Source organism: Acinetobacter sp. B-6, from assembly GCF_056930735.1.
On the sequence record NZ_JBXPBY010000005.1, the window covers coordinates 159918 to 182433 of the forward strand.

A 22516-nucleotide genomic window follows, 5' to 3' on the forward strand; every position below is an offset into this window, starting at 1 on the left:
GATTTATATGTATAAAAACAAAGCAATAACACAAAAATCATGCAAAGTATCAATGAAATCGAGCCAAATGGCTTTAAAGGGCTTCTACAATATTTTTAATCACAGCAGGATGCTGTAAATAGCCTGCAATCTGGTGCGGGGAATGGATAAATGTTGAAATAGATGTATTTAAAATGGCAGGTTGAAAGTCAAAAGGCGCATTGACCAGAGGAAAAGCCGTGAGGAAATCATCAGGAGAGTAAAAATTATGCCAATCTCCATTTAAGCAAGTAGGACTTTGGATTGGCGGTGTAAGTTTGGACTGAATGACTTTAAATGCCAGGGGAGAGCCTAAAGTAATGAAGCGTTGGATTTTATACTGAGGTGATAGTTGTTGCAAAAGGTTATACGCAATCACGGTGCCTAAGGAGTGCGCAACGATAACATGGCTTTGATCTGCTTCTAAACTTGCTAAAATCCTTTGGTGAACTTCATCCATGAATTGAGGATTGGCTAAGTATAAATAAGTTTCGATCAAAAACTTATGGATCAGACTTTCATGCAGTTTAGGAAAGTTATTTAAAATGACAGAAAATTCTTTAAGTGCTTTGTCTTTGAATAACTGAGAAGCCAAATACAGCCGTTTTGACAGTTTTAGCTCATGCTCAGGCATAAAGTAAGGCAAGATTGGAATGGTTGGCGCTGTATTTAAAACTGTCGATGGCGCAGTTGCGCTATGTTTGTGCAAATGAAAATTAATCCATGACTTAGGTAAGAAAGCATCTAGATCAAAGCGATTGCTGAGTTGATGCTTAGTGATCAAATCACCATAAAAGGGCAGGCTGATATCAAGCTCTTTGGCTGAAATAGCAAGTTTAAGTTCATTGATACCCTGTTGAAAAATATCAAGCCAATGTTGTTTCAAATTATCAGCATTATAATTTTGTTGATTCATGCCATGAATAAAAATAATTTTCATTGCTGTTGTGATCAAACATAAGATTTATAAATTTAATTTACGAGCTTAAACCTTTTTTGACTATGACCAAATGTACAAAAAGTGTAGCAATTGCCACACTTTTGATTTGAAAAATAGAAACTGTTTTTATTTAAGACTGCGAATCATGCTGAGATTTGTATAAGAATGCATAACTGATATAACAAATAGCAATAAAGATTAAACAACAGATAAAACCGACCACCATTTCAGGATCAAACACCATACTAATACAGGTAATTAAGCAGAATACAAAACCCAAAATGGGTACGATCGGAAACAACGGTGCGGCAAAACCTAACTCCGCTTTACTATGACCCTGTTTATACCATTGGCGTCTAAAATTAAATTGGCTTAGACAAATACTCATCCACACCACAACCATTGTGAAAGCAGCAACACCCAATAGATTTTTAAAAATGGTTTCAGGTGCAAATTGTTCTGAAAGTAAGCCCGGCAGTGCGCCAAACATCGTTACAATCACTGCGATATAAGGGATACCACGTGCATTAACTCTTGAGAATATTGCTGGAAGTTGTTTTTTTGCTGACAGTGACCACATCATACGTGAGGCAGCAAATAGTCCTGAATTCGCCGCAGACAACAATGCAGTGATGATTACAAAGCGAATGATATCTTCTGCATAAGGAATACCGATATGATCAAATACGGTAACGAAAGGACTACTACTTACGCCCTCAGCGTGTAGTCCTGCCATTTGATGTGGCAATAATGCACTGATCACAATGATGGTACCGACAAAGAAAATCAACAAGCGCCAAATTGCCGTATTGATGGCTTTAGGTACATTCTTGGCAGGATCTTCAGTTTCTCCTGCAGCAACACCAATTAACTCTGTCCCAGAAAAGGCAAAGTTAACAATCAACATCGTGGTAAAGATCGGGAATAAGCCTTGTGGAAACCAACCCTCAGCGGTTAAATTGCTAAATAAGGGTGCTTCATGGTGTCCTTGATAATTGAGTAGACCAAAAATCGCCAGCAAACCAAAAAGAATGAATGCAATAACGGTAATCACTTTTACCAGTGATAGCCAAAACTCAGATTCGGCAAACCATTTGGTTGAGCTCATATTTAAGCCAAACACAATTGCTGCAAAAATCAGTGTCCATAACCACATCGAAATATGTGGAAACCATTCTTGCATCAATAATGCTGCTGCAGTGAATTCAGTGCCTAAGGTCGCTGACCATGTCAGCCAATACAGCCATGTAACGGTATAACCAGTCCCCGGACCAATATAGCGCTGTGCATAAGTACCAAATGAGCCAGACTCAGGCATATGTACAGCGAGTTCACCTAAGCAAAGCATCACCATATATGCAATCACACCGCCCAAAATATAAGAGAGGATGGCACCAATTGGACCTGTTTGTGAAATGACTTCACCAGATCCCAAAAAAAGCCCTGTACCAATTGCACCACCAAGCGAAATCATCACCAAGTGACGAGTACTCATTGCTCGTTTGAGTGGTGAGGAATTAGATGATACTTGAGCATCATTTTGAATTGGTGATGACGGCATAAGCTTCTAATGGAAATAAAACAAGAAGCGCGCTATTTTAGTCCAATTGCGAAATAGTGCAATGACTGAGTGGTTTTAATCGGCAATAATCCAGAATATAAATTTTTATCATTTTAACTTTTTATTAATTTTTAATTTAAATCAATTGTTTATATTTAATATTGCTCGCGTTATTTTAATAAGTGAAAGTTCAATTGTTCAATAAAACGCATTATTCTAATGGTCTTATTGTTGTGTTTTTAAGCATTTGAAAATCAATAGATATAAAAAAACCTGAGTCATATTGCTCAGGTTTTTTTATGAGAAGTTTCATGTAAAAAAACTTACTCGAATATGGCGACCCTACGGGGATTCGAACCCCGGTTACCGCCGTGAAAGGGCGATGTCCTAGGCCTCTAGACGATAGGGTCGTGATGAGGTGATGCGTATATTAATAACAAACGGCACTTTTGTCAAAACAGATTTATGGAAAAATATGCTAACTGGTGAATCCTTCAGCAATTATTATTCTTTCAGCATGCAATTTAATCAATAAAGTATTGGATTGGTTTTGACGATTAAAATTGTGATGACGTTAAAATTAAAAAAATCAAAATTCACGATCTATGGATAGACAATCATATGGATTGAATTCTGGGTGTATCCATCATTGTTGAATCTCATAAATGCCATAATAATGCTGACTTTTAGCTTGATTTCAAGCACCTATTTAAGCACGGGTGCTTGATAAGCTCAGGGATGAATTAATCTTTCTGATGATACAGACCATAATAGGTCACATAACAGATCGCCATAAAGAGCAAGCATCCAATAAAGCCTGAAAGCATTTCAGGGTCGGCTGCCATACTTAAGCCTGTTGCGGTACAAGTGATAAAACCTAAGATAGGTACAAGTGGATACCAAGGTGTCTTAAATTTCAAATCAGCTAAGGTCTTTCCGCTAGCAAGCCATTTGCGACGGAAATTAAATTGACTCCAGCAAATACTCATCCATACGATGACCATGGTAAATGCAGCCACGCCTAATAAGTTTTTGAAAATCACATCAGCACCGAACTGTTCTGATAATAACCCAGGTAAGCCTCCAATCATGGTCACTAAAATGGCGATCACAGGCGTACCTGATTTGGTCAATTTAGAAAAAATACGTGGTAATTGTTTTTGAACTGAGAGTGCCCACATCATACGAGAAGCAGCGTAGAGTCCCGAGTTTGCTGTAGACAAGAGTGCCGTGATAATCACAAAACGCATGATGTCTTCTGCATAAGGAATACCGATTAAATTAAATACCGATACAAATGGACTATTACTGATACCTTCACCATGTACGGCAAGACCAGCATCTTGATAGGGTAATAATGAGCTAATCACAATAATGGTGCCGACAAAGAAAATCATCAAACGCCAGACGGCAGCATGAATTGCTTTCGGTACATTTTTTTCAGGATTTTCTGTTTCGCCTGCTGCGATACCGATCATTTCTGTGCCATTAAATGCAAAGTTAACGATCAGCATGGTGGCAAAGATTGGAAATAGTCCATTGGGCAGCCAACCATGCGAGGTTAAGTTACTGAATAAAGGTGCAGATTCATAGCCATGAAATGGAATTAAACCAAATATCGCTGCCAAGCCTAACAGAATGAAGACCAAAACCGTTGCCACTTTGACGAAGGACAACCAGAATTCAGACTCTGCAAAAAAACGAGTAGAAGTGAGGTTGGAAATCAGTACCGCGATAATGAAGATTAAGGTCCATAGCCAGATGGAGGTGGTTGGAAACCATTCCTGCATCAGCATCGCAGCGGCAGTAAACTCCGTACCTAATGTTGCAGACCAGCCTAACCAGTACATCCATGAGACCATATAACCTGTACCGGGACCAATATTTTTGGCAGCAAATGCACCAAAAGATCCTGTTACGGGTTGATTCACTGCCAATTCACCTAAACATAGCATGACCATGTATGCAATTAAGCCACCGATGATATAGGAAATCACAGCACCAATCGGACCTGCTTGAGCGATGACTTCGCCTGAACTTAAAAATAAACCTGTGCCGATAGCACCACCTAGAGACAGCATAATCAGGTGTCGTTTGGTCATGGATCTTTTTAAGACAAAAGACTGTCCATCAGCATTGAGATGCTGATTCGATTGATCGGGAGATTGCATATTTGATGTAACTGAGAATGCTAAATCAATATTTTAGATTAAAATGTGAAAATTCACAAAATAAAATGAAATAACTAGGCGTAAAGTATAAGAAAAAAATTGAAATGACTAAAATTAAGTAATGGTATTGCGAAGGAGAGAAAATATGGCGACCCTACGGGGATTCGAACCCCGGTTACCGCCGTGAAAGGGCGATGTCCTAGGCCTCTAGACGATAGGGTCGTTTAGAAGATGGCGCTATCTTATTGATCCGCCATCAAAGTGTCAAGTAAGTGAGGAGCGAGTTTGTTCAAAATATAGCAGAACAGTTCAGCCGTCTTCTGTGTATCATACAATGCTGAGTGTGCTTCTCGACCATCAAATTCAATTCCAGCTTGAATACATGATTTTGCTAAGACAGTTTGACCAAACATCACGGCACTCAATGTGACTGTATCAAAGACTGAAAAGCTATGAAATGGATTTTGATTTTTTGTCCCTGTACGAGCGATCGCCGCTTTTAAAAAACCTAAATCAAAATGAGCATTGTGTCCAACCAAGACTGCATGCGTACAATTTTGTTGACGACGCACGTCATTCACTGCTTTAAAAATACGCTTAAGAGCTGTTTTCTCATCTTCAGCCATCGCCATACGCATAGGATTAAACGGATCAATACCAATGAAATCTAATGAACGACGATCTAAATTTGCGCCTTCGAAGGGGTTGATATGTGCATGATGTGCTTCACCAGGAACAAATTTGCCTTCAGCATCATACACAATCGGGATGCATGCTATTTCTAGCAATGCATCAGTATCTGCATTAAAACCTGCTGTTTCTACATCAACAACGACGGGTAAAAAGCCACGAAATCGTTGTCCAATCACAGGTAATGTTTCAGTTGTCACACCTTTCTCCATTGGATGGTTTTTCCAGCATAAAGTGGAATAATCTGTTCACCATCCAAATAATCTAAACTTTCAGGGATTACCTGTTCTTCTTTGACAAGAGTAATCGTATTTGTATTGCGAGGCAAACCATAGAAGTCTGCACCAAAGAGACTGGCAAAACCTTCAAGACGTTCGATTTTGTTCACTTGGTCAAATGCTTGTGCATACAGTTCAATAGCAGTTGGAGCACTGTAACAACCTGCACAGCCACATGCATTTTCTTTGGCATTTTTAGAGTGTGGCGCACTGTCTGTACCCAAGAAAAACTTAGGATTTCCGCTAGTTGCAACTTCTAACAATGTCTGTTGATGCGTTTGACGTTTTAAAATCGGTAAGCAATAGAAGTGCGGTTTAACCCCACCGACCAGCATGTCATTACGGTTAAATAATAAGTGTTGGGGGGTGATGGTTGCTGCAACATTACGATCCTGTTCGAGTACAAAATGTGCTGCTTCACTGGTGGTAATATGTTCTAAAACTAATTTTAATTTTGGAAATTGCTTTAATAAAGGTGAAAGCACTTCATCTAAAAAGCGTTTTTCACGATCAAAAATATCCACATGATGATGAGTCACTTCACCATGTAACAGTAAAGGAACTTGATGTTCTTCAAGTTGCTCGATCACTGCATAGACTTTGCGGATGTCGCTTACGCCATTATCCGAATTGGTGGTAGCACCAGCAGGATAAAGTTTAATGGCATTTACATATTGAGATTCTTTGATTTTACGAACTTCGTCTGGCGAAGTATGGTCAGTAAAATACAGTACCATACGTGGGTCAAAATTTAGACCTGCAGGTACATGTGCCATAATACGATCGCGATAAGCATTGGCTTCATCTACAGTTTTTACAGGTGGAACCAAGTTCGGCATACAAATCGCACGGGAAAATTGTTTGGCGAGATCTGGAACTGTACGCTTTAAAGCAAGACCATCACGGAGATGGGCATGCCAGTCATCGGGCTGAAGCAATGTGATCGTATTCAAGGCAATTCTGACTTACAAAATAAATGAGATGATAATCTATAACAGTTTAAAATGATAACAGCTATTTCTAATCAATAATTCAAATTAAATGATTAAAAACAAATCTAAAGTCTATATTTTGCACATCTCGGTCATAGACTTGTCATGATAAAATGCTAACCCTAATGAAATAAAATTGTACCTCAAAACTTTGTTAAAATTTTCAATTGGTTAATTTTAATTCTTTTTTAAAAAGAGAATTTAAAAACTGAAATAGTCAGCCTGTGCTATTGCATATTTTACTTAAAAAACGATAATGAAGTCATACAAAGCTAAACTGATAATACACATTATTTGAACAGGGTTAATGAATATACGGTTGACTTTATAAAATAAGTTCTAAATTTTTGATGTGAAAATGATCAATAAGCTTTATTAAAATGAAATTTAGGGTATTCAATTAATATTCTTCATGTATCTGATATTACATGGTTTATTAGAGAAATGAATGATAAAATTAAGTAGATAGCGAGTTTTATATGGGCAAGTTTCTGCCAAGTCTTATCTGTATACTATGTCTGACTGGTTTAAGTATTCAAAGCCAAACATTTGCCAAACAAAATGTGAAAAGCGAAAAAAACCAAGAAGCCATTAAAGCAGATTCAAAACAAGATTGGTCATTAAATAGTATCAATAATGCCACTTGGTCAACCAATCTGGGGCGAGGGCAGTTTCCTGCCTATGCGCGCGCGCAAGTGATGTTAAATAATCTGCATGCATCACCGGGACCGATTGATGCTAAGAGTGGTAAAAATTTCTTAAAAGCCATTGCTGCTTATCAACAAATTAAAGGGTTACCGATTAGTGGTGAACTGGATAAGCTAACGTGGGACAGTTTGTTAAAAAATCAAACAACTGCGGCATTTGGTACTTATCAAATTACCGCTCAAGACCTGAAAGGTCCTTATGCTAAATCGATTCCACGCAATTATGCTCTGCAAGCTAAGATGCCGGGGCTTTACTATACCCGTGTAACTGAAATGCTCGGTGAGAAATTTCATATTGATGAAGATTTCTTAAAGCAAATTAACCCACATGCTAACTTTAAGAAAGTTGGTGAAACGCTCAATGTTCCAATTGTTCGCAATGACTTACCTCAAGATGTTGCGCTGATTATTGCACATAAGCCGGCGCGCCAACTGTATTTATATAATCATTTAAATCAAATGATTGCTTCATTCCCTGCCACGATTGGCGGGTCAGGGACACCGTCTCCCAAAGGGACGCATAAAGTGATAAAAGTAGCACCAAATCCAGTGTATGGATATAACCCGAAAAACTTTGTACAAGGCAGTAATCGCCAGAAATTGGCTCTGCCACCTGGTCCAAATGGTCCCGTTGGTAATATGTGGATTGCCTTAAGCAAACCGACCTTTGGAATTCATGGAACTCCAAATCCATCATTAATCTCGAAGACGGCATCGCATGGCTGTATTCGTCTCACCAACTGGGATGCCAATGACTTGGGGCGTAAAGTTCAACCCGGAACTGTGGTGAAGTTTTTAGATTAAAGTCCCAGATGTTGTTTAAAAGCGATCTATGCCGTGGGGTATAGGTCGCTTTTTTATCTAATTCTTAGCGATTTGTTGCTGTATATCAAAAATATACACAACATCATGTATAGATTGGCTATGATGCAACAATTAACTATTGTTAGAAGAACGTCATCTTTATGGGTACAGAAAAAAAATTATCTACTCAAGAAGTTATTAAACTGGAACGTGATTTGGCGAAGTTTGCCAATATGATGGATTCAGTGGTGCGTATTCCCTTTACCAAACAAGGTGTGGGAGCTGATGCTGCATTAAGTACCATTCCAATCGCAGGTGATGTGGCGGGCTTTATTTTAACCTGTTATGCGGTGTATAAAGCCAAGCAAATTGGTGTACCCCAAGCCAAGTTAAATGGTGTGTTAAAGCTTGCAATCATGGATGGTATTGTTGGCTGTATTCCTATTGCGGGAACATTGTTTGATATTTTTATTCGCCCCAGTCGTAAAGCGTTAGATATCGTGCATGATCACATTCAAACAGAGTATCAGATCCATTCAGATGACCATGTTGTTCATCCCTTTTTGCATGAAAAATTAGAACAAAAGCAGCAGCATTCTGCCTTTTGGCGCAACCCTGTTGTCGCATGGATTTGGATTCATATCCCTGATATTTTGGGCTTGGTGGTATTGATATTGATTGCAATTGCCATGTGGCTGGGTGTAAATATGTTGTGGGATTGGTATCAGAGCTATAAAACCTAACAGCACTGCTTAAACTGATATGAACATTCATAGATGCACTGACAGAGGTGATCATGCAAGATTATATTTCGGCAAACCTTCCTGCGATTGATTTTGATCATACTCGTAAGTTTTACGCATTCTTGGGTTTTCAATGTGATTATCAGTCTGACCAGTGGATGATTTTAACCAAAGACAGTTTGATTTTAGAGTTCTTCCATCATCCTCAATTGGATCCAAAAGCATCCTGGTTCAGTGCTTGTTTAAGAACACATGTTATGCAAGATTTATTTCATTTTTGGCACGCTTTGGATTGGACACAATATCCAGATGCACGGATGACCGAGATTCAATATTTAGAAGAAATTGATATGTTTTGTGTGGTTGACCCAAATGGTAGCCTTATTCGCTGTATTCAATTGAGTTAGTGAACTATTTCTTATTGAATCTATTCATTCAAAAAAATGATTTATTCGGAAACAACAAAGCCTCCAAATTGGAGGCTTTGTTGTTTAAGGGAGAATAAGAAAGTAAATATGTTAATTTACCATTAAGGTAGATTTAATTGACGTAAAGCTGCAACACGTTGTTCGATACTTGGGTGAGTTTGGAATAAAGCGGCCAAACTAAAGCCTTGTTCCTTACCTTCCGTAATTGCAAATGCTTTCATTTCTTTTGGCATTTGATCTGGCATTTCAGATTCAGCTTGTAAACGTAATAATGCTGAAATCATGGCTTCTTTACCTGCAAGCTGAGCACCTGCTTCGTCGGCACGGTATTCACGATAGCGTGAGAACCACATCACAATCGCCGATGCCAATATACCGAAGACAATATCAAGTACGATGGTAATGGCAAAATAAGCCAATCCAGGTGCTTCGCCATCTTCACGACCAAACACGTTACGGTCAATAAAGTCACCGACCACACGGGCAAAGAACATGACAAATGCGTTGACCACACCTTGAATCAGAGACAAAGTTACCATGTCTCCATTGGCAACGTGACCAATTTCATGGGCAAGTACAGCGCGTAATTCATCTTTATTCATTCGTTCAAGCAAACCTGTTGAAACCGATACTAACGCATCGTTTTTGTTCCAACCCGTTGCAAAAGCATTTGATTGATAAGAATGGAAAATACCAACATCTGGCATTTTAATACCAGCACGTTGAGAAAGTTGAGCAACCTCTTGTAATAACCAAACTTCTGCTTGGTTACGAGGAGCATTCGGATCAATTAATTCAGTGCCTGTTGTTTTCAGCGCCATCCACTTTGACATAAAGAGGGAAATTAAAGATCCCACCATACCAAAGACAAAACAGATGACCATCAGGTTGCCTAATTTAAGACCGCCAGCGCCGTGGTAACTACCAACACCTAATAATGATAGGATAATGCCAGCTACAACCAGTACCGCGAGGTTGGTTAGCAAAAACAAACCAATCCGCATCATGGAGAGAATCCTCTTATAAATAATCGATAATACGATTTATGCGAATAAATCATGAATTTCAATATGAGGTTTAGGAGATTAAAATTCAAGAATCATTGAAAAAACCTATACGCTGAAAAAGTAAAAAATTTCAGATATAGGGATAGTCGATCAGAAATTTATCTAAAAAATTGAGTCAGATAAAAATAAATTCTCTATATAGGAGAAATCATAATAACTTTCAATGATTTGTTTAGAAAATGTAATTGTTCAATTTAACGACTTGATTTATACATTTGAGCCATAAATTTTACTAAATCATCTCGTCGCTCATGTACCAACAAACAGCACCGACTTAAGCAAACTAATTGCCTATGGTGATCCTTGCAGTTGCACTGGCATGTGCGGTTGAATAGGATCCAGCAGGTGCATCAGTATAAGTCCCATCTGAGGCAATGATAATGGGGCGAGTATTATACTTTACAGGTTGAATGCTCGATGTATTGTTGATGGTTGGTGCAGGATCAGGATTATTTAAATCATTTGCATTAGACTGAGCAATGATTTGTCCAGTGCTGACATTACCATTGGTTGAGAGGTTCAAACCGCCAGCATACAAGTTGTTTAAACGACTGGTGACACGTTTTACATAGTCTTGTGTTTCACGAAATGGGGGGATGCCACCATATTTGTCAACATTACCTTCTCCTGCATTATAGGCAGCCAAAGCTAATGTGGTATTACCATTAAATCGCTTCATTAGCCAACTTAGATATTTAGCCCCGCCAAAAATATTCTGTTGTGGATCAAAGGAGTTAGACACGTTAAAGCGACGTGCGGTTGCAGGCATGAGTTGCATCAGACCTTGCGCACCTACAGGAGAGCGTGCATTTGAATTAAATCCTGATTCAGTATGCATCACAGCTTTAATTAAACCTTCGGAGACGCCATGTGTTTGAGCGGCTTGACGAATAATGCTATCAAATGCATTACGGCTTTTACTGTAACTGGGCAATACTGAGGACTCTGAACTTCCCCAATTGCTATAACTGTGAATGTTACTGTCTTTATAATAGGTCACTTTAATTTTTTGTAAGGAACTATCATTATTTTTTCGGTTGGTGAGTAAGGTCGTGCCGTTTTGATCTTTATAGAAGTAAATTTGACCTGCAAACGTTTCAGGTGCCAATGAGAAGATACTCATACACCCTAAAACCGACAACACAGAACCTTTCATTCGTTTTTTCATTTGTAGTAATTAATATATTTCCCCAATTTCATTTTGGAGTTTATCAAAGTTATTGGACAAGAAAAACTATGAATTGAGTTTTAACAATACAATTAAAAAAATGCAAGTGCTATTTGTTGGCATATTAAGCAAAAAAAATTTTATATTTTTTTTGAAAAATAACTATTGACTAAGGTAATCTATTGAAAAATATATAAAAAATATAGTGGTTAAAAAATGATCAATTTAAGGAAAATGCCCATCATTGCGATAGGAATCTATGTCAAGCCCCAAAGAATCCACAATTTTATCCACAGGTTTTGTGGAAAACTGTGGAAAAGTCCAAAAGATAAGCACTTTGGATAAAAAATGAACTTTGCCGTCTATTTTAAATCGAAGAATAAGTCAGAAAGATGACCAAATAAAAATTGATGCAAAATAAAAAAATCTTTAGATGCGGTTAACGTTCAAATCAGATAAAATTGCCCAGTATTTTTTTATGGGTCAATCTCGTCTATGTTCTCGCCAGTTGAGTCCGAGCAAGGATTTAATTTCAAACCAGAACTTCCAACAAGTTCAGCTTATTATCGTCTGTTGAAAAAACTTCGCCGTCAGGTGGGTCATGCCATTCGTGACTATAAAATGATTGAGGAAGGCGATAAGGTGATGGTCTGTGTTTCTGGTGGGAAAGACAGTTACACCTTGTTGGATATTTTGTTGCAATTTAAACGCATTGCACCGATCAATTTTGATGTAGTCGCAGTCAATTTAGATCAGAAACAACCAGGTTTCCCCGAAGACGTATTACCGAAATATTTGGAAGAAAATAATATTCCTTATTATATTTTGGAAAAAGACACGTATAGCATCACTAAACGTTTAACGCCAGAAGGCAAAACCTATTGTGCTGTATGTTCGCGTTTGCGTCGTGGTTCGCTTTATGGCTTTGCACAAGAAATTGGTGCAACCAAAGTAGCACTTGGACATCATCGTGATGACATCATTGCAACCTTCTTTTTGAATTTATTTCATGGTGGCAGCTTAAAAGCCATGCCTCCAAAATTATTGTCTTCAGACAAAAAGAATATTCTGATTCGTCCGTTGGCATATGTTGAAGAAAAAGACATCATCAAATATGCAGAAATTCGTAAATTCCCGATTATTCCATGTAACTTGTGTGGTTCTCAGGAAAATTTACAACGTGCAATGCTGAATGACATGCTGCGTGAATGGGACAAACAATATCCAAAACGTTTACACAGTATTTTTGGTGCATTACAAAATGTTTCGCCTTCACAATTAGCAGACCGTGATTTGTTCGATTTTGAAAAATTGGATGAAGAGCGTGAATTTGATATGAAATGTGACACCGAAGAAATGAAAAAACGCTTGGATGTGGTGAATTTGAGTTTTGCGGCAGACTGATCTTTTTTGCCAATTTTTTGAACAAATCGGGTACTCATATTGAAATGAGTGCCTGATTTTAAAAAATAAAACGATAAAACCAATAAAACATGAACAGTCCGTACAAAAAACTTTAGCCCAAATTGAAATTATCATGCTATAACATTGGGCAAGCAAAACTGCTTCACCCTGATGTTGTCTGGATAGATAGCACAATAAATTGAATAAATAATTTGAGGAATGAACATGCCTGCATTTTTAACTGATGATTGGTTTGCAAATGTTGAAAAATTAACTGCTGAAGCAGGTGATTTAAACTTGCCACCAGCGCTTTCTGGTTTAGCGATTAATTTGGTTGTTGCAGATGCAGATGGCAACACAGAGCTTGCTTTGGATGGTGGTAAAATCATTAAAGGTAGTTCTGCAAATGCCAAAACGACGCTCAATATGGATGCTGAGACGCTTCGTAAAGTGTTCCTAGAGTTTGATATGGCTGCTGCGATGCAAGCGTTCATGACAGGTAAAATCAAAGTTCAAGGTGATATGTCTCAATTAATGGCATTACAAACTGCTAAGCCTAGCCAAGAACAAAAAGATTTGTTTAAGAAAGTATTAGAGCAAACTGCTTAATTTTCTTGATACAAAAAAAAGCTTACTCGATGAGTAAGCTTTTTTTTGTCTGATCATTTCAGTCGATTGAAAAACAATCTCAACGATAGTTAGATCAGATATTGATGTATGGCAAAAGTTTTAAATATTAAACAGTAGCCAGCCCAGTGACGAACTGTATTAGATTTCAAGCAAACGCGGTGTCGTTTTGATGTGCTCTAAATATGCACGAATACGTGTGACATATTGCACTGCTTGTTTATAGCGACCATTACTGCTTTGGTGGCGTGTTAAATAATTGTAAAGGTTCATCCAATCGTTTGGATCTTTACCTTGTGCTTTAATACGCTTTTGGATACTTTCAACAGCACCCGGTCCCATATTATAGGCAACCAATGCATACCAATGACGGTCAGGTGTACGGATGTAAGAATAGCGATTCAGCATCATATCAAAATACTTTGCGCCACCTTGAATACTTTGTACTGGGTCGTTACGGTTACTCACACCCATTGCTTTTGCAGTATTGTTGGTCAACATCATTAAACCGCGAACACCTGTGGGAGAAACAGAGTCTGGTTTTAAATATGATTCTTGATAACCAATAGCTGCAAGCAGATGCCAATCTAAACCATATTGTTGCGCAGAACGTTTAAAACTGGCTTTATAAATCGGTAAACGCGTACTTAGATCACGTTGAATGGTATTCCAATCATCTTTCTTAACCACATTGCGATTATAAAATGATGCCAATTGTTGGGTTGCACCATTTTGTTTACTTTGACAAATAAAACCGCTTGCCGTTGCTGTGAGTGGATCATCAGCTTGCTTAAAGACCCAATTGATATCGGTATTTAAGCCATTGCTTTTTAAACTATTGAAATCACCACATGTAGCTGAAAACGAAGTGAGATTTTGTGCTTCGATACTTTGCATCGTTGCGGTGGTGATCGCAAAGTTTGCTTTGCCTTGATTGATCATCTTGAGTGCAGTCGCATTATCTGCCACTGTTTTAAACTCTAGCTTCACGTTTAAGCTTTCAGCATAATTGTGGGCTAAGTCATAGCCGAAGCCATGTTTATACTGTCCATCCTTAAATACAATACTCGGATTGGAAACAGCGACTACAGTCAATTTACTTGAATTAACTACAGCATTGTATTGATTGTTCTTACTGGCATTAATACTGAAAGGAATTAACGCCGTGGATAAAACTAAACATTTAATTGGAAGAGCACGAAATAATGAGTTAAGGCAAAGCCTCGACCCAGAGGTTGAACTACTGTGCATGTTGTCTCCGCTACAAGTAATTTATTGCCCTAAAAAGTAATAAGCACAAAAGTACCTACAGACTTCTTACAGTTGGTAAATTCAATAAGGGTGGGCAGTCATGAACGTCATTCAAAAAATGACATGTGGGATTGAAAGATTTTGCAGAAAAACTACAAAATTAAAAAAGTAAGCTAATAAAACATGTGCGCATAATATCGGCAGTTTTTTTATCTGTCAAATTTTGTTTAAAAAATGATCAGAAAATAATATTTAAGCTATTGATTTAAAAGTGTTAATTTTTTTTGAATTTATGCTGAAAATGTTTTGAAATAAAAAATCAAAAAACTGTAAGCAAATGTACCGAATGTAAGTTAAGTTAGACCGTCATTGATAAAAATTTAGTTAAGGATTTTATATGAGTTTTTTTTGATTTATGGATTCAAGCAAGGTAAAAATGTACAGCACATTTGTACTAAAAATCAGTTTCGATATTCAGAATTTTTATGGGTTGGCAGTAGACGAACCTCAATATTTTTTTAAAAATGTATCTCAATGCGGATCTATGGTAAATGGTTTTAAATCATGAAATCTAATTTAATCACCCGTTCGGGACATGATTTATTGGTTGCAGAACTGCAACAACTTTGGCGTGAGGAACGACCAGAAGTAACTAAAAAGGTAACATGGGCTGCCAGTCTAGGTGACCGATCTGAAAATGCGGATGATAATATATATCCCCATTTTTTGTACTATCAAAAGAATTACTCTTAAAAAACATAACAATAAAAATAGTATATATACTAATTTAGTGTACTATGGAAAACATACTATTTTTCTTATTTGAATTTCATGAAGAATATTGTATAAGTTTTAATCATAAGTGAGTTGATTAAACTTTAACCACAGGATTCGTGAGATGACTGAGTTACAATATGATCTGATTGAGAATTTAGGTTATAAAGAATTCAACGCTGAATTGTTAAAAGATTACTGGGCTTTTAATGATTACCCTAGACGTAAATTTATATTCAGTCTCAAAGATCTAATCACAAAATACCAATTCAAGTCTGAGTCGAAACTTCACAATATTGTCAAAAACTGTGGGCATTTGAAATTTACGGCATTGCTTGACTGCGGTATTTGTAAAAGAACATTTAAAATTGACCATCGAAGAAATATTAATTTTGACAAAGAAGATTGGTTTAAAGAACAGTTAATATGTGATGCATGCAAAAGAGAGAATATTGATTCACAAGTGAGGGAACAGCTTTCAAATTTCCAAAATTCTATTCCATTGGAACAAAAATATGATCTTGAATGTCCTTATCAAGAGTTGGACTATCTGGAAAAAATATTTTTATATGTACTTCTTACGACGAAGTTAAAAATCACAGATGATAATTTAATTCATCCCAACAACTGGAAAGACTTTCAAGCATTGGAAGCTAATGGCTTAGAATATATTCTAAAAAGTATTATTGATAAAGGATATATTTTTATATCAAATACTTATGATGATGTGATGTTATTGCAAAATGAATTGAGAAATACTTCAGATACTCTGCAATCATATTTAGCTTTTGATACATTACGAGAACTTAAGAAAAATCTTAACTTGAATTTTTATAACGATATTGTGGTTGTTCTTCCAGAAAAATGTAGTTCAAGGCATGATTGGATCATAAAATTATATAATGAAATTATGTCATATGAAATAAAACTTAAAGATATGAAGCATATAGAGAAATTTATAACTACGAAAAGGTTGAAGGAAGTCTATGCTTTAATTGATTTTATTTGTAGACAACGTCATATCCCAATTAAGAAAAACAATGCATTAGAACTTGATTTAATCCGTATGTTAAAGAAATACGATTTACAACATGTATGGAGTATAATTTTCTATCAAGCGAAGCTTGCAGCTTCTGAACTGTATGATATGGAGTTTAAAGAACGTAATCGGTCAAGGTTTAGTAGTGAGTATGTTTTTCCACATCACATATCATCATATTTGAATTACCTAGAATCGAAAAATATAGCTCCTAAGTACCCACGTAATTTACCTGATAATTGGGTTTACTCTGAAATAGAGTTGTTTGTAAGTACGTATGTGATTGGTAACTACAAAAGATGGAATGAATTTACACCAAGGGAAGTTTTAAGTTTATGGTGCAAAGATTATGGTAATTGAATGTTTCTTAAGGGAAATGTAGAATATAGTTTGTATATTTAATTATGGTTTTTTAGTATGGATCTAAACATTGGTCATGTAGAAAAGGCCTATTTATACCTAAAAAATTATGCGTATCATGAAAATTTGAATCTTTTTTTGAAGCAACGTATAGCTAGTTTTGAAGAAAAAAAATCAGAGAACATGAATGAAATATTTGAAACTATTTTAAATGTCATAAAAACTGAAGATCATCATTTCGCAGAAAATGAGATTTTAGAGGCATGGCTTCATAAGATTGATTATCATCTGTTACCAAAGACGATAGAAAGAGCTGAAGAAGAAAAGCAGAAAGAATATAACAAAAGTAATAATGGTTTATTTATAAGCAATGTAAAGGATTCATTAAACTATCAAGTTTCAAATGTAAATTATTTTATAAAAGCACCGATTGAAATTCATATTATAGAAATTCTTTGGTGTTTATTTGTTGGACCAGCATTAGAAAATATTCTCAACAAGGATTGTTATGGAAATAGATTACATCAATCAGTCTTCAAGTATGGAAATCATTCTGATTCTATAAGTGGGCAAGAGCTATTCAAACGATATATAGTTCAATACAATTCTTGGCGAGATCAAGCAATAAATATAGCATCAAATACAGCAAAAACAGGAGATGATGTAGCGCTGTTATCACTTGACTTAAAATCATATTACTATCATATAGATATTAATTTTGTTGAAATTTCAGATGAAGTTAGAAATTTTTATGCTGATAAAATAGAATTATTAGAAGTTACTTTAAAATTAAACAAATTACTTGAAAAAATTTTTAATCAATATAGGGACATTATTTTACCTCAGATAAAACGAACTCATAGACGTTGTGAAAATAAAAGTGGTATTCCAATTGGATTTGCGTCTTCTGCAATTATAGCTAATTGGTATCTATCAAATTTTGATGAATACATTAGTGATCGTGTTAGGCCTCAATATTATGGGCGCTATGTTGATGATATAATAATGGTTTTTAAAAGGCCTAAGATTAATAGTGTTGATCCAATAGAGTTTTTTATACATGATTATCTTGATGGTATAATTCAGAAAGATATACATAATGAAAATTATATAATTACAATTAAAGGTAACGATTTACCAATACAAAAGGATAAATTGATTTTACAGTTCTATGATAAAGATCATAGTCAAGCTGGACTAGATCTTTTTAAAAATGAATTAGATGAAAGAAGTAGTGCTTTCAAATTTTTACCAAGTGATCATTTGGAAAGGGAATTAGATCGGTTCGCTTATGATATTTTATATGATGGATCAGCTAATACCTTACGTAGTGTTATTGGTTTAGCCGAAAATGAAACAGAACTTTCAAAATATTTATCTAGCCATATTTCAGCTCATAGGCTTTGTAAAACGAATCATGAGGATACAGTTATACCTCAACTAAAAAAATTTTTTAAAGGGAAAAATGCACTAAGTTTTTTCAGGTTGTGGGAAAAGATTTATCAATATGGGATAATTATAAAAAATTTTGAATTTATTAAATATTTTGATAAATATATTAACTTAGAAATAGAAAAAATAATAGGAATTATGCCAATTAGTAGGAAGGCATCCCCACCTTTCTCAGAAAAGCTAAAGAGTGATTTAAAGTTATATAATGAGCTTTCTCTAGCACTTACATTAGGTTTATTGGATATTCGGGAATTTCCAAAAGAAAGTGGTCTTTTTTTTACTTTGAATGAAGAATCTGCGTTTTTAAAGCCTAATCAATTCAAATATAATTTAATAGATTATGGTTCGAATTTGCATAAATTTTCTTGGCAATTTAGGAAAGCAAATTTAATTAGGCATCACCTAGTTGCATGGCCTCTTGCAAATTTTTGTAATTATGATGGTGATTTAACTTGTGAAAAAACTTTTCTCAACGAACCTATTCCATCATTAGTTGAATTTAAAATTAAATATTCACCGAGATTTATTCACTTTGATGAATGGCAACTTTTACATTTGGGTGATGCATTAGGTAAAAATATTGAATTAAATAAATGGTTTAATGATTCAATTAAAGAATATACTGATAGAAGTCATTGTACAAATTTTCCAGTTGAATTACTAACGGATGAAAAAAATAATATTCATCCAAATATTATTAAGTCACATCTCAAAGTTGGTGAACGTAATCATTATGAATTTATTACTTTAGCGATTGCAAATTTAGAGATAAAAGAAAGTGATATTGCCGCCGCTATTAGAAAAGATAAAAGACCAAATTTAAATTATAATCGACAAGAAAAACTATATAACATCCTTAACTCAGCCTTAAAAGAAAAATCCGACTTGTTGATCATGCCTGAAGTTGCTATACCTGTGAGTTGGTTACCCTTCATGATAGCTTTTTCTAGAAGGCATCAAATAGGGTTGGTATTTGGGTTAGAGCATTGGGTTAATAATAATGTAGCGTATAATTTAATAATTGAGGCTTTACCATTTAAGGTTTCAGGCGAATATAAATCATGTGCTGTAAGTGCAAGAATAAAAAACCATTATGCTCCATCAGAACTTGATTTACTCGAAAGCTTAAGAATAAAACCTGGGAATTTAGAAATATATCCTAAAGCTTACTATCATAAAACTTCATGGAGAGGTATTTCTTTTACGACTTATAATTGCTTTGAATTATCTGATATTACTCATAGAATTTTATTTAAATCAGAAATAGATCTCTTAATCGCTTGTGTCTGGAACAAAGATACTAATTATTATCAACATATATTGGAGTCTTCAGTAAGGGATTTACATTGTTACACTGTTCAAGCAAATACTTCCCAATATGGTGGTTCATGTATCTTAAGACCTACAGAAACAGCTCGTAAAACCCTCCTCTATGTTAAAGGGGGAGAAAATTCATGTGTATTGACTACAAAATTGTGTATTAAAGAGTTAAGGGATTTTCAATTTAAATCTAAGCCAAATACAAAGGATATGTTTAAACATTTACCTCCAGGTTATGATTGTGAATCAGTGCTTAATAGATAATAAAATTTTGAGTAAACTAAAATGAGATTATAAGTTGAGTGATTAATCTCTATTCGATTTTTAATTTAACTAAAAATTTGGAATGATAATGTTAAGTAAAGGACATGAGTATACTGTTCAAAATGGCAGTAATAGATCGAATATAGGTAAAACTATTTATGCTTTAGCTGCTCTTTTGGCTGGGGGGATATCGTTAATTCTTATCAAATGCTTTTCTTGGTTTTCGAGTATTCCTAATTTTATATCAACAGCATTTTTGACAGCTCTATTATTTTTTATCCTGTATTATTCTTTTAATCATTGGATCTGGAAATCTAAATATATTTCTAAATATTTAAAATTTCCAAATATTTCTGGCGATTGGATTTGTAATGGCGAAAGTAGCTTTGAAAATTTGTCTTGGCAAGCACAGGTAAAAATTACTCAAACTTGGGATCGAATACGTATTGTTTTGATTACTGATAAATCAAGTTCCGAAAGTGTCTCAGCAGCCATCATATATGATGATATTAAGGGGTATAGGTTAGTTTATAATTATAGAAATCAACCTGATAGTTTAGATGATGAAAGTTTAAAGACTCACATAGGTTTTGTAGAGCTAAAGCTTGATCTAGATAAAAATCAAGCCTCAGGTAATTACTATAATGTTAGTGGTAGAAAAACATTTGGTAACTTTTTTTGGACTAGGCAGAACTAGTTTTTTAGTCAGTTAAATAACTTTCATCCATTTCTATATTTGGTGTTAATTTTGACGTTTGTATAACTATTTGTCCAACTTCTCTTTCAGAGTTTTCTATTCGGTCTAACGCTGCATTTACCCTTAAACATTGGTTAGCATTGAAATAGAATCTATGATCATCAACCCATGCCCTTGGTTTATGATAATTTTCTAAAGTTGCAGCTTCTAATTGGGTAATATTACTTTCTATTAGTGTATTACTCATCAAAGGCCGAAGTTTAGGTACAATGTCTATGGTTTTATCTTCAGAATAAATAATCGCTAGACGCTTATGTTCCTGTGATGAATAAACATATCGGACTCCAGAATTATATCGAGATCCTCTTGATGGCGTACATCGAGCATTAGCTTCCCCATCTAATATTATACCTATTCCGAAACAATAACCTTTAGAATCAATTATAACAGTACCATCAATACCACTGACTTGCTTCAATAGGTCGGGCGTCATTAATGTTGGAAAGATTGGTGTTCCAAGCGTAGAAAGTCGGAAGACTTCTGCTTCAGCATCTTCAGCTATGACCAACATACTTCCATGGTTAAAAGTTGTTAAACTGTGAATCAACTTTAAAATATTCTTTTGTTCTTCTTCTGTAATGTAAGGATAAAGCCTTCTTAAATTTGAAAGAACTAATTCATCTTTGATTGGTGCTGTAGGGAGCTTTGGTTCATTATATTTACTTTGCAAAAGTATTATATCGCCACATGTGATTTGCCAATAATAGTGATCTAAAAAGTTAACAATAAAAATTTTCTGATCAGTAAAATCATAATCATTATGTAATTGACCCAATCCATAAATATATTCATTATCAATAATTAAGGATAAATCGTTTGAAGACATTTCTAATACTTTTCTTACCCATCTAGAATTACTGATACGAATTGGATCTTTAAACTGTAATAAGAAAATAACTGATTGATGCTGCGGATCTGTAAGAATCACTTTACCTATGCTATGAACCCCTTCATAGAATAAAGATGAAATTAAATTAAAGGCTTCAAAAAGTTCGATATATCCATATCTTTCATATATAGCAGTTGATGGTGTATATAGGAAACTATTCGCAGCACTTCTAATAAGTTCTCTGGTGTTAATTTCACCTAGAAGATTCCGCCCAGGATCTTTTGATGATAGAAGTTTACTCATCTCACTTAACAGTTTTCCAATTATAGCATCTATAAAACTTAAATATCCTTGGGAAAGATCTCTATTCTCATATATTTTTTTATTAAGCCTCGGATATTTTTCAAATAATGATACAGGTAATTGAATAACGGGTGCTACATAATACTCATCTACTAAAGTGCTTAACCCAACAAAGGATTCTACATTATTATTTTGGTCATAAAGTACTAATGATTTCTTTATTGCTTTACTAATAGAATCTCTTCTAATATTTTCAGGTTTTTCTCTAGTTGCTCGTTCATCATTCGAATAATGCATATTCTTAAGTGGATGACTTTCAATTTCATTTGAAAGTTTTTGTGCAAAATTATCAAAAATTGATAAATCCCATTTTCCATCTTCTGGCTCAATACATATTGGAAACCCTTCATCTGAAAGTTCGGGGGATCTGATGCCAACAAGAAATGTATCAAGCTTTATGTCTTCTATACCAATTGATTCTAAAAGGGTTTGAATATTATATTTAAATGAACGATTGAAGTGCCGCTGATAACCCCACATAAAGTATGTAATTGTATTTTTCATATTAG

17 protein-coding genes, 2 tRNA genes and 1 pseudogene are annotated in these 22516 nt (G+C 35.2%); 9 read left to right on the top strand and 11 right to left on the bottom strand.

Translation table 11 applies throughout. The features are described 5' to 3' along the window. Positions 1 to 73: 73 nt before the first annotated feature. From AC1Z3T_RS08245 to pyrC, 7 genes are all read right to left on the bottom strand, one after another. Positions 74 to 958: a lipase family protein gene (locus AC1Z3T_RS08245; RefSeq protein WP_483396570.1), complete on the bottom strand. Its 885-nt coding sequence runs from the start codon at positions 956 to 958 to the stop codon at positions 74 to 76. A 130-nt stretch (positions 959 to 1088) separates the two neighbouring features. Next, positions 1089 to 2519, bottom strand: coding sequence for an amino acid permease (locus tag AC1Z3T_RS08250; RefSeq protein WP_004828467.1), 1431 nt, complete (start codon positions 2517 to 2519; stop codon positions 1089 to 1091). A 334-nt stretch (positions 2520 to 2853) separates the two neighbouring features. Then, positions 2854 to 2929: transfer RNA gene (locus tag AC1Z3T_RS08255), tRNA-Glu, on the bottom strand. 333 nt (positions 2930 to 3262) lie between these two features. Beyond that, a complete protein-coding gene (locus tag AC1Z3T_RS08260) occupies positions 3263 to 4690 on the bottom strand; it encodes an amino acid permease (protein ID WP_049044521.1) in 1428 nt (475 codons plus the stop codon). Between the two features lie 146 nt (positions 4691 to 4836). After that, positions 4837 to 4912, bottom strand: a tRNA-Glu gene (locus AC1Z3T_RS08265). Positions 4913 to 4932: 20 nt separating this feature from the next. Then, positions 4933 to 5592, bottom strand: coding sequence for a ribonuclease T (gene rnt, locus AC1Z3T_RS08270; protein WP_005030644.1), 660 nt, complete (start codon positions 5590 to 5592; stop codon positions 4933 to 4935). After that, complete coding sequence (gene pyrC / locus AC1Z3T_RS08275; RefSeq protein WP_042086700.1) at positions 5577 to 6611, bottom strand: dihydroorotase; 1035 nt, start codon at positions 6609 to 6611, stop codon at positions 5577 to 5579. The genes rnt and pyrC overlap by 16 nt, the downstream gene beginning before the upstream one ends. Before the next feature lie 518 nt (positions 6612 to 7129). Between pyrC and AC1Z3T_RS08280 the strand changes: the two genes are divergently transcribed. From AC1Z3T_RS08280 to AC1Z3T_RS08290, 3 genes are all read left to right on the top strand, one after another. Beyond that, entirely contained in the window at positions 7130 to 8161 is a 1032-nt protein-coding gene (locus AC1Z3T_RS08280) for a L,D-transpeptidase family protein (protein WP_100884680.1), read from the top strand. A gap of 161 nt (positions 8162 to 8322) precedes the next feature. Next, positions 8323 to 8904, top strand: a complete 582-nt coding sequence (locus AC1Z3T_RS08285; RefSeq protein ID WP_100884681.1) for a DUF4112 domain-containing protein — start codon at positions 8323 to 8325, stop codon at positions 8902 to 8904. A 53-nt stretch (positions 8905 to 8957) separates the two neighbouring features. Continuing rightward, entirely contained in the window at positions 8958 to 9311 is a 354-nt protein-coding gene (locus tag AC1Z3T_RS08290; protein WP_004828478.1) for a bleomycin resistance protein, read from the top strand. Positions 9312 to 9433: 122 nt separating this feature from the next. Here AC1Z3T_RS08290 and htpX read toward each other — a convergent pair whose 3' ends face one another. Both htpX and AC1Z3T_RS08300 read right to left on the bottom strand, forming a co-directional pair. After that, complete coding sequence (gene htpX, locus AC1Z3T_RS08295) at positions 9434 to 10339, bottom strand: protease HtpX (RefSeq protein ID WP_004828480.1); 906 nt, start codon at positions 10337 to 10339, stop codon at positions 9434 to 9436. A gap of 343 nt (positions 10340 to 10682) precedes the next feature. Further along, a complete protein-coding gene (locus AC1Z3T_RS08300) occupies positions 10683 to 11555 on the bottom strand; it encodes a lytic transglycosylase domain-containing protein (protein WP_171066805.1) in 873 nt (290 codons plus the stop codon). Positions 11556 to 12062: 507 nt separating this feature from the next. On the opposite strand from AC1Z3T_RS08300, the gene ttcA reads away from it, so the two are divergent. Further along, entirely contained in the window at positions 12063 to 12971 is a 909-nt protein-coding gene (gene ttcA / locus AC1Z3T_RS08305; RefSeq protein WP_005030632.1) for a tRNA 2-thiocytidine(32) synthetase TtcA, read from the top strand. 225 nt (positions 12972 to 13196) lie between these two features. Beyond that, positions 13197 to 13580: an SCP2 sterol-binding domain-containing protein gene (locus tag AC1Z3T_RS08310; protein ID WP_004828485.1), complete on the top strand. Its 384-nt coding sequence runs from the start codon at positions 13197 to 13199 to the stop codon at positions 13578 to 13580. A gap of 159 nt (positions 13581 to 13739) precedes the next feature. Here AC1Z3T_RS08310 and AC1Z3T_RS08315 read toward each other — a convergent pair whose 3' ends face one another. Then, on the bottom strand, positions 13740 to 14849 hold the full coding sequence (locus AC1Z3T_RS08315; RefSeq protein ID WP_419320673.1) for an MltF family protein: 1110 nt from the start codon (positions 14847 to 14849) through the stop codon (positions 13740 to 13742). A 564-nt stretch (positions 14850 to 15413) separates the two neighbouring features. Between AC1Z3T_RS08315 and AC1Z3T_RS08320 the strand changes: the two are divergent. The 4 genes and pseudogenes from AC1Z3T_RS08320 to AC1Z3T_RS08335 form a co-directional block, all read left to right on the top strand. Continuing rightward, positions 15414 to 15554: pseudogene (locus AC1Z3T_RS08320) on the top strand (transcription elongation factor GreB); the annotation flags it as partial. A gap of 193 nt (positions 15555 to 15747) precedes the next feature. Further along, entirely contained in the window at positions 15748 to 17022 is a 1275-nt protein-coding gene (locus AC1Z3T_RS08325; RefSeq protein ID WP_419320675.1) for a hypothetical protein, read from the top strand. 57 nt (positions 17023 to 17079) lie between these two features. Beyond that, complete coding sequence (locus tag AC1Z3T_RS08330) at positions 17080 to 20058, top strand: reverse transcriptase domain-containing protein (protein WP_419320677.1); 2979 nt, start codon at positions 17080 to 17082, stop codon at positions 20056 to 20058. An 88-nt stretch (positions 20059 to 20146) separates the two neighbouring features. After that, on the top strand, positions 20147 to 20755 hold the full coding sequence (locus tag AC1Z3T_RS08335) for a Cap15 family cyclic dinucleotide receptor domain-containing protein (protein WP_419320679.1): 609 nt from the start codon (positions 20147 to 20149) through the stop codon (positions 20753 to 20755). 4 nt (positions 20756 to 20759) lie between these two features. Here the strand turns inward: AC1Z3T_RS08335 and AC1Z3T_RS08340 are convergent, their stop codons facing one another. Further along, positions 20760 to 22511, bottom strand: a complete 1752-nt coding sequence (locus tag AC1Z3T_RS08340; protein WP_419320681.1) for an anti-phage protein — start codon at positions 22509 to 22511, stop codon at positions 20760 to 20762. Between the last annotated feature and the right edge of the window lie 5 nt (positions 22512 to 22516).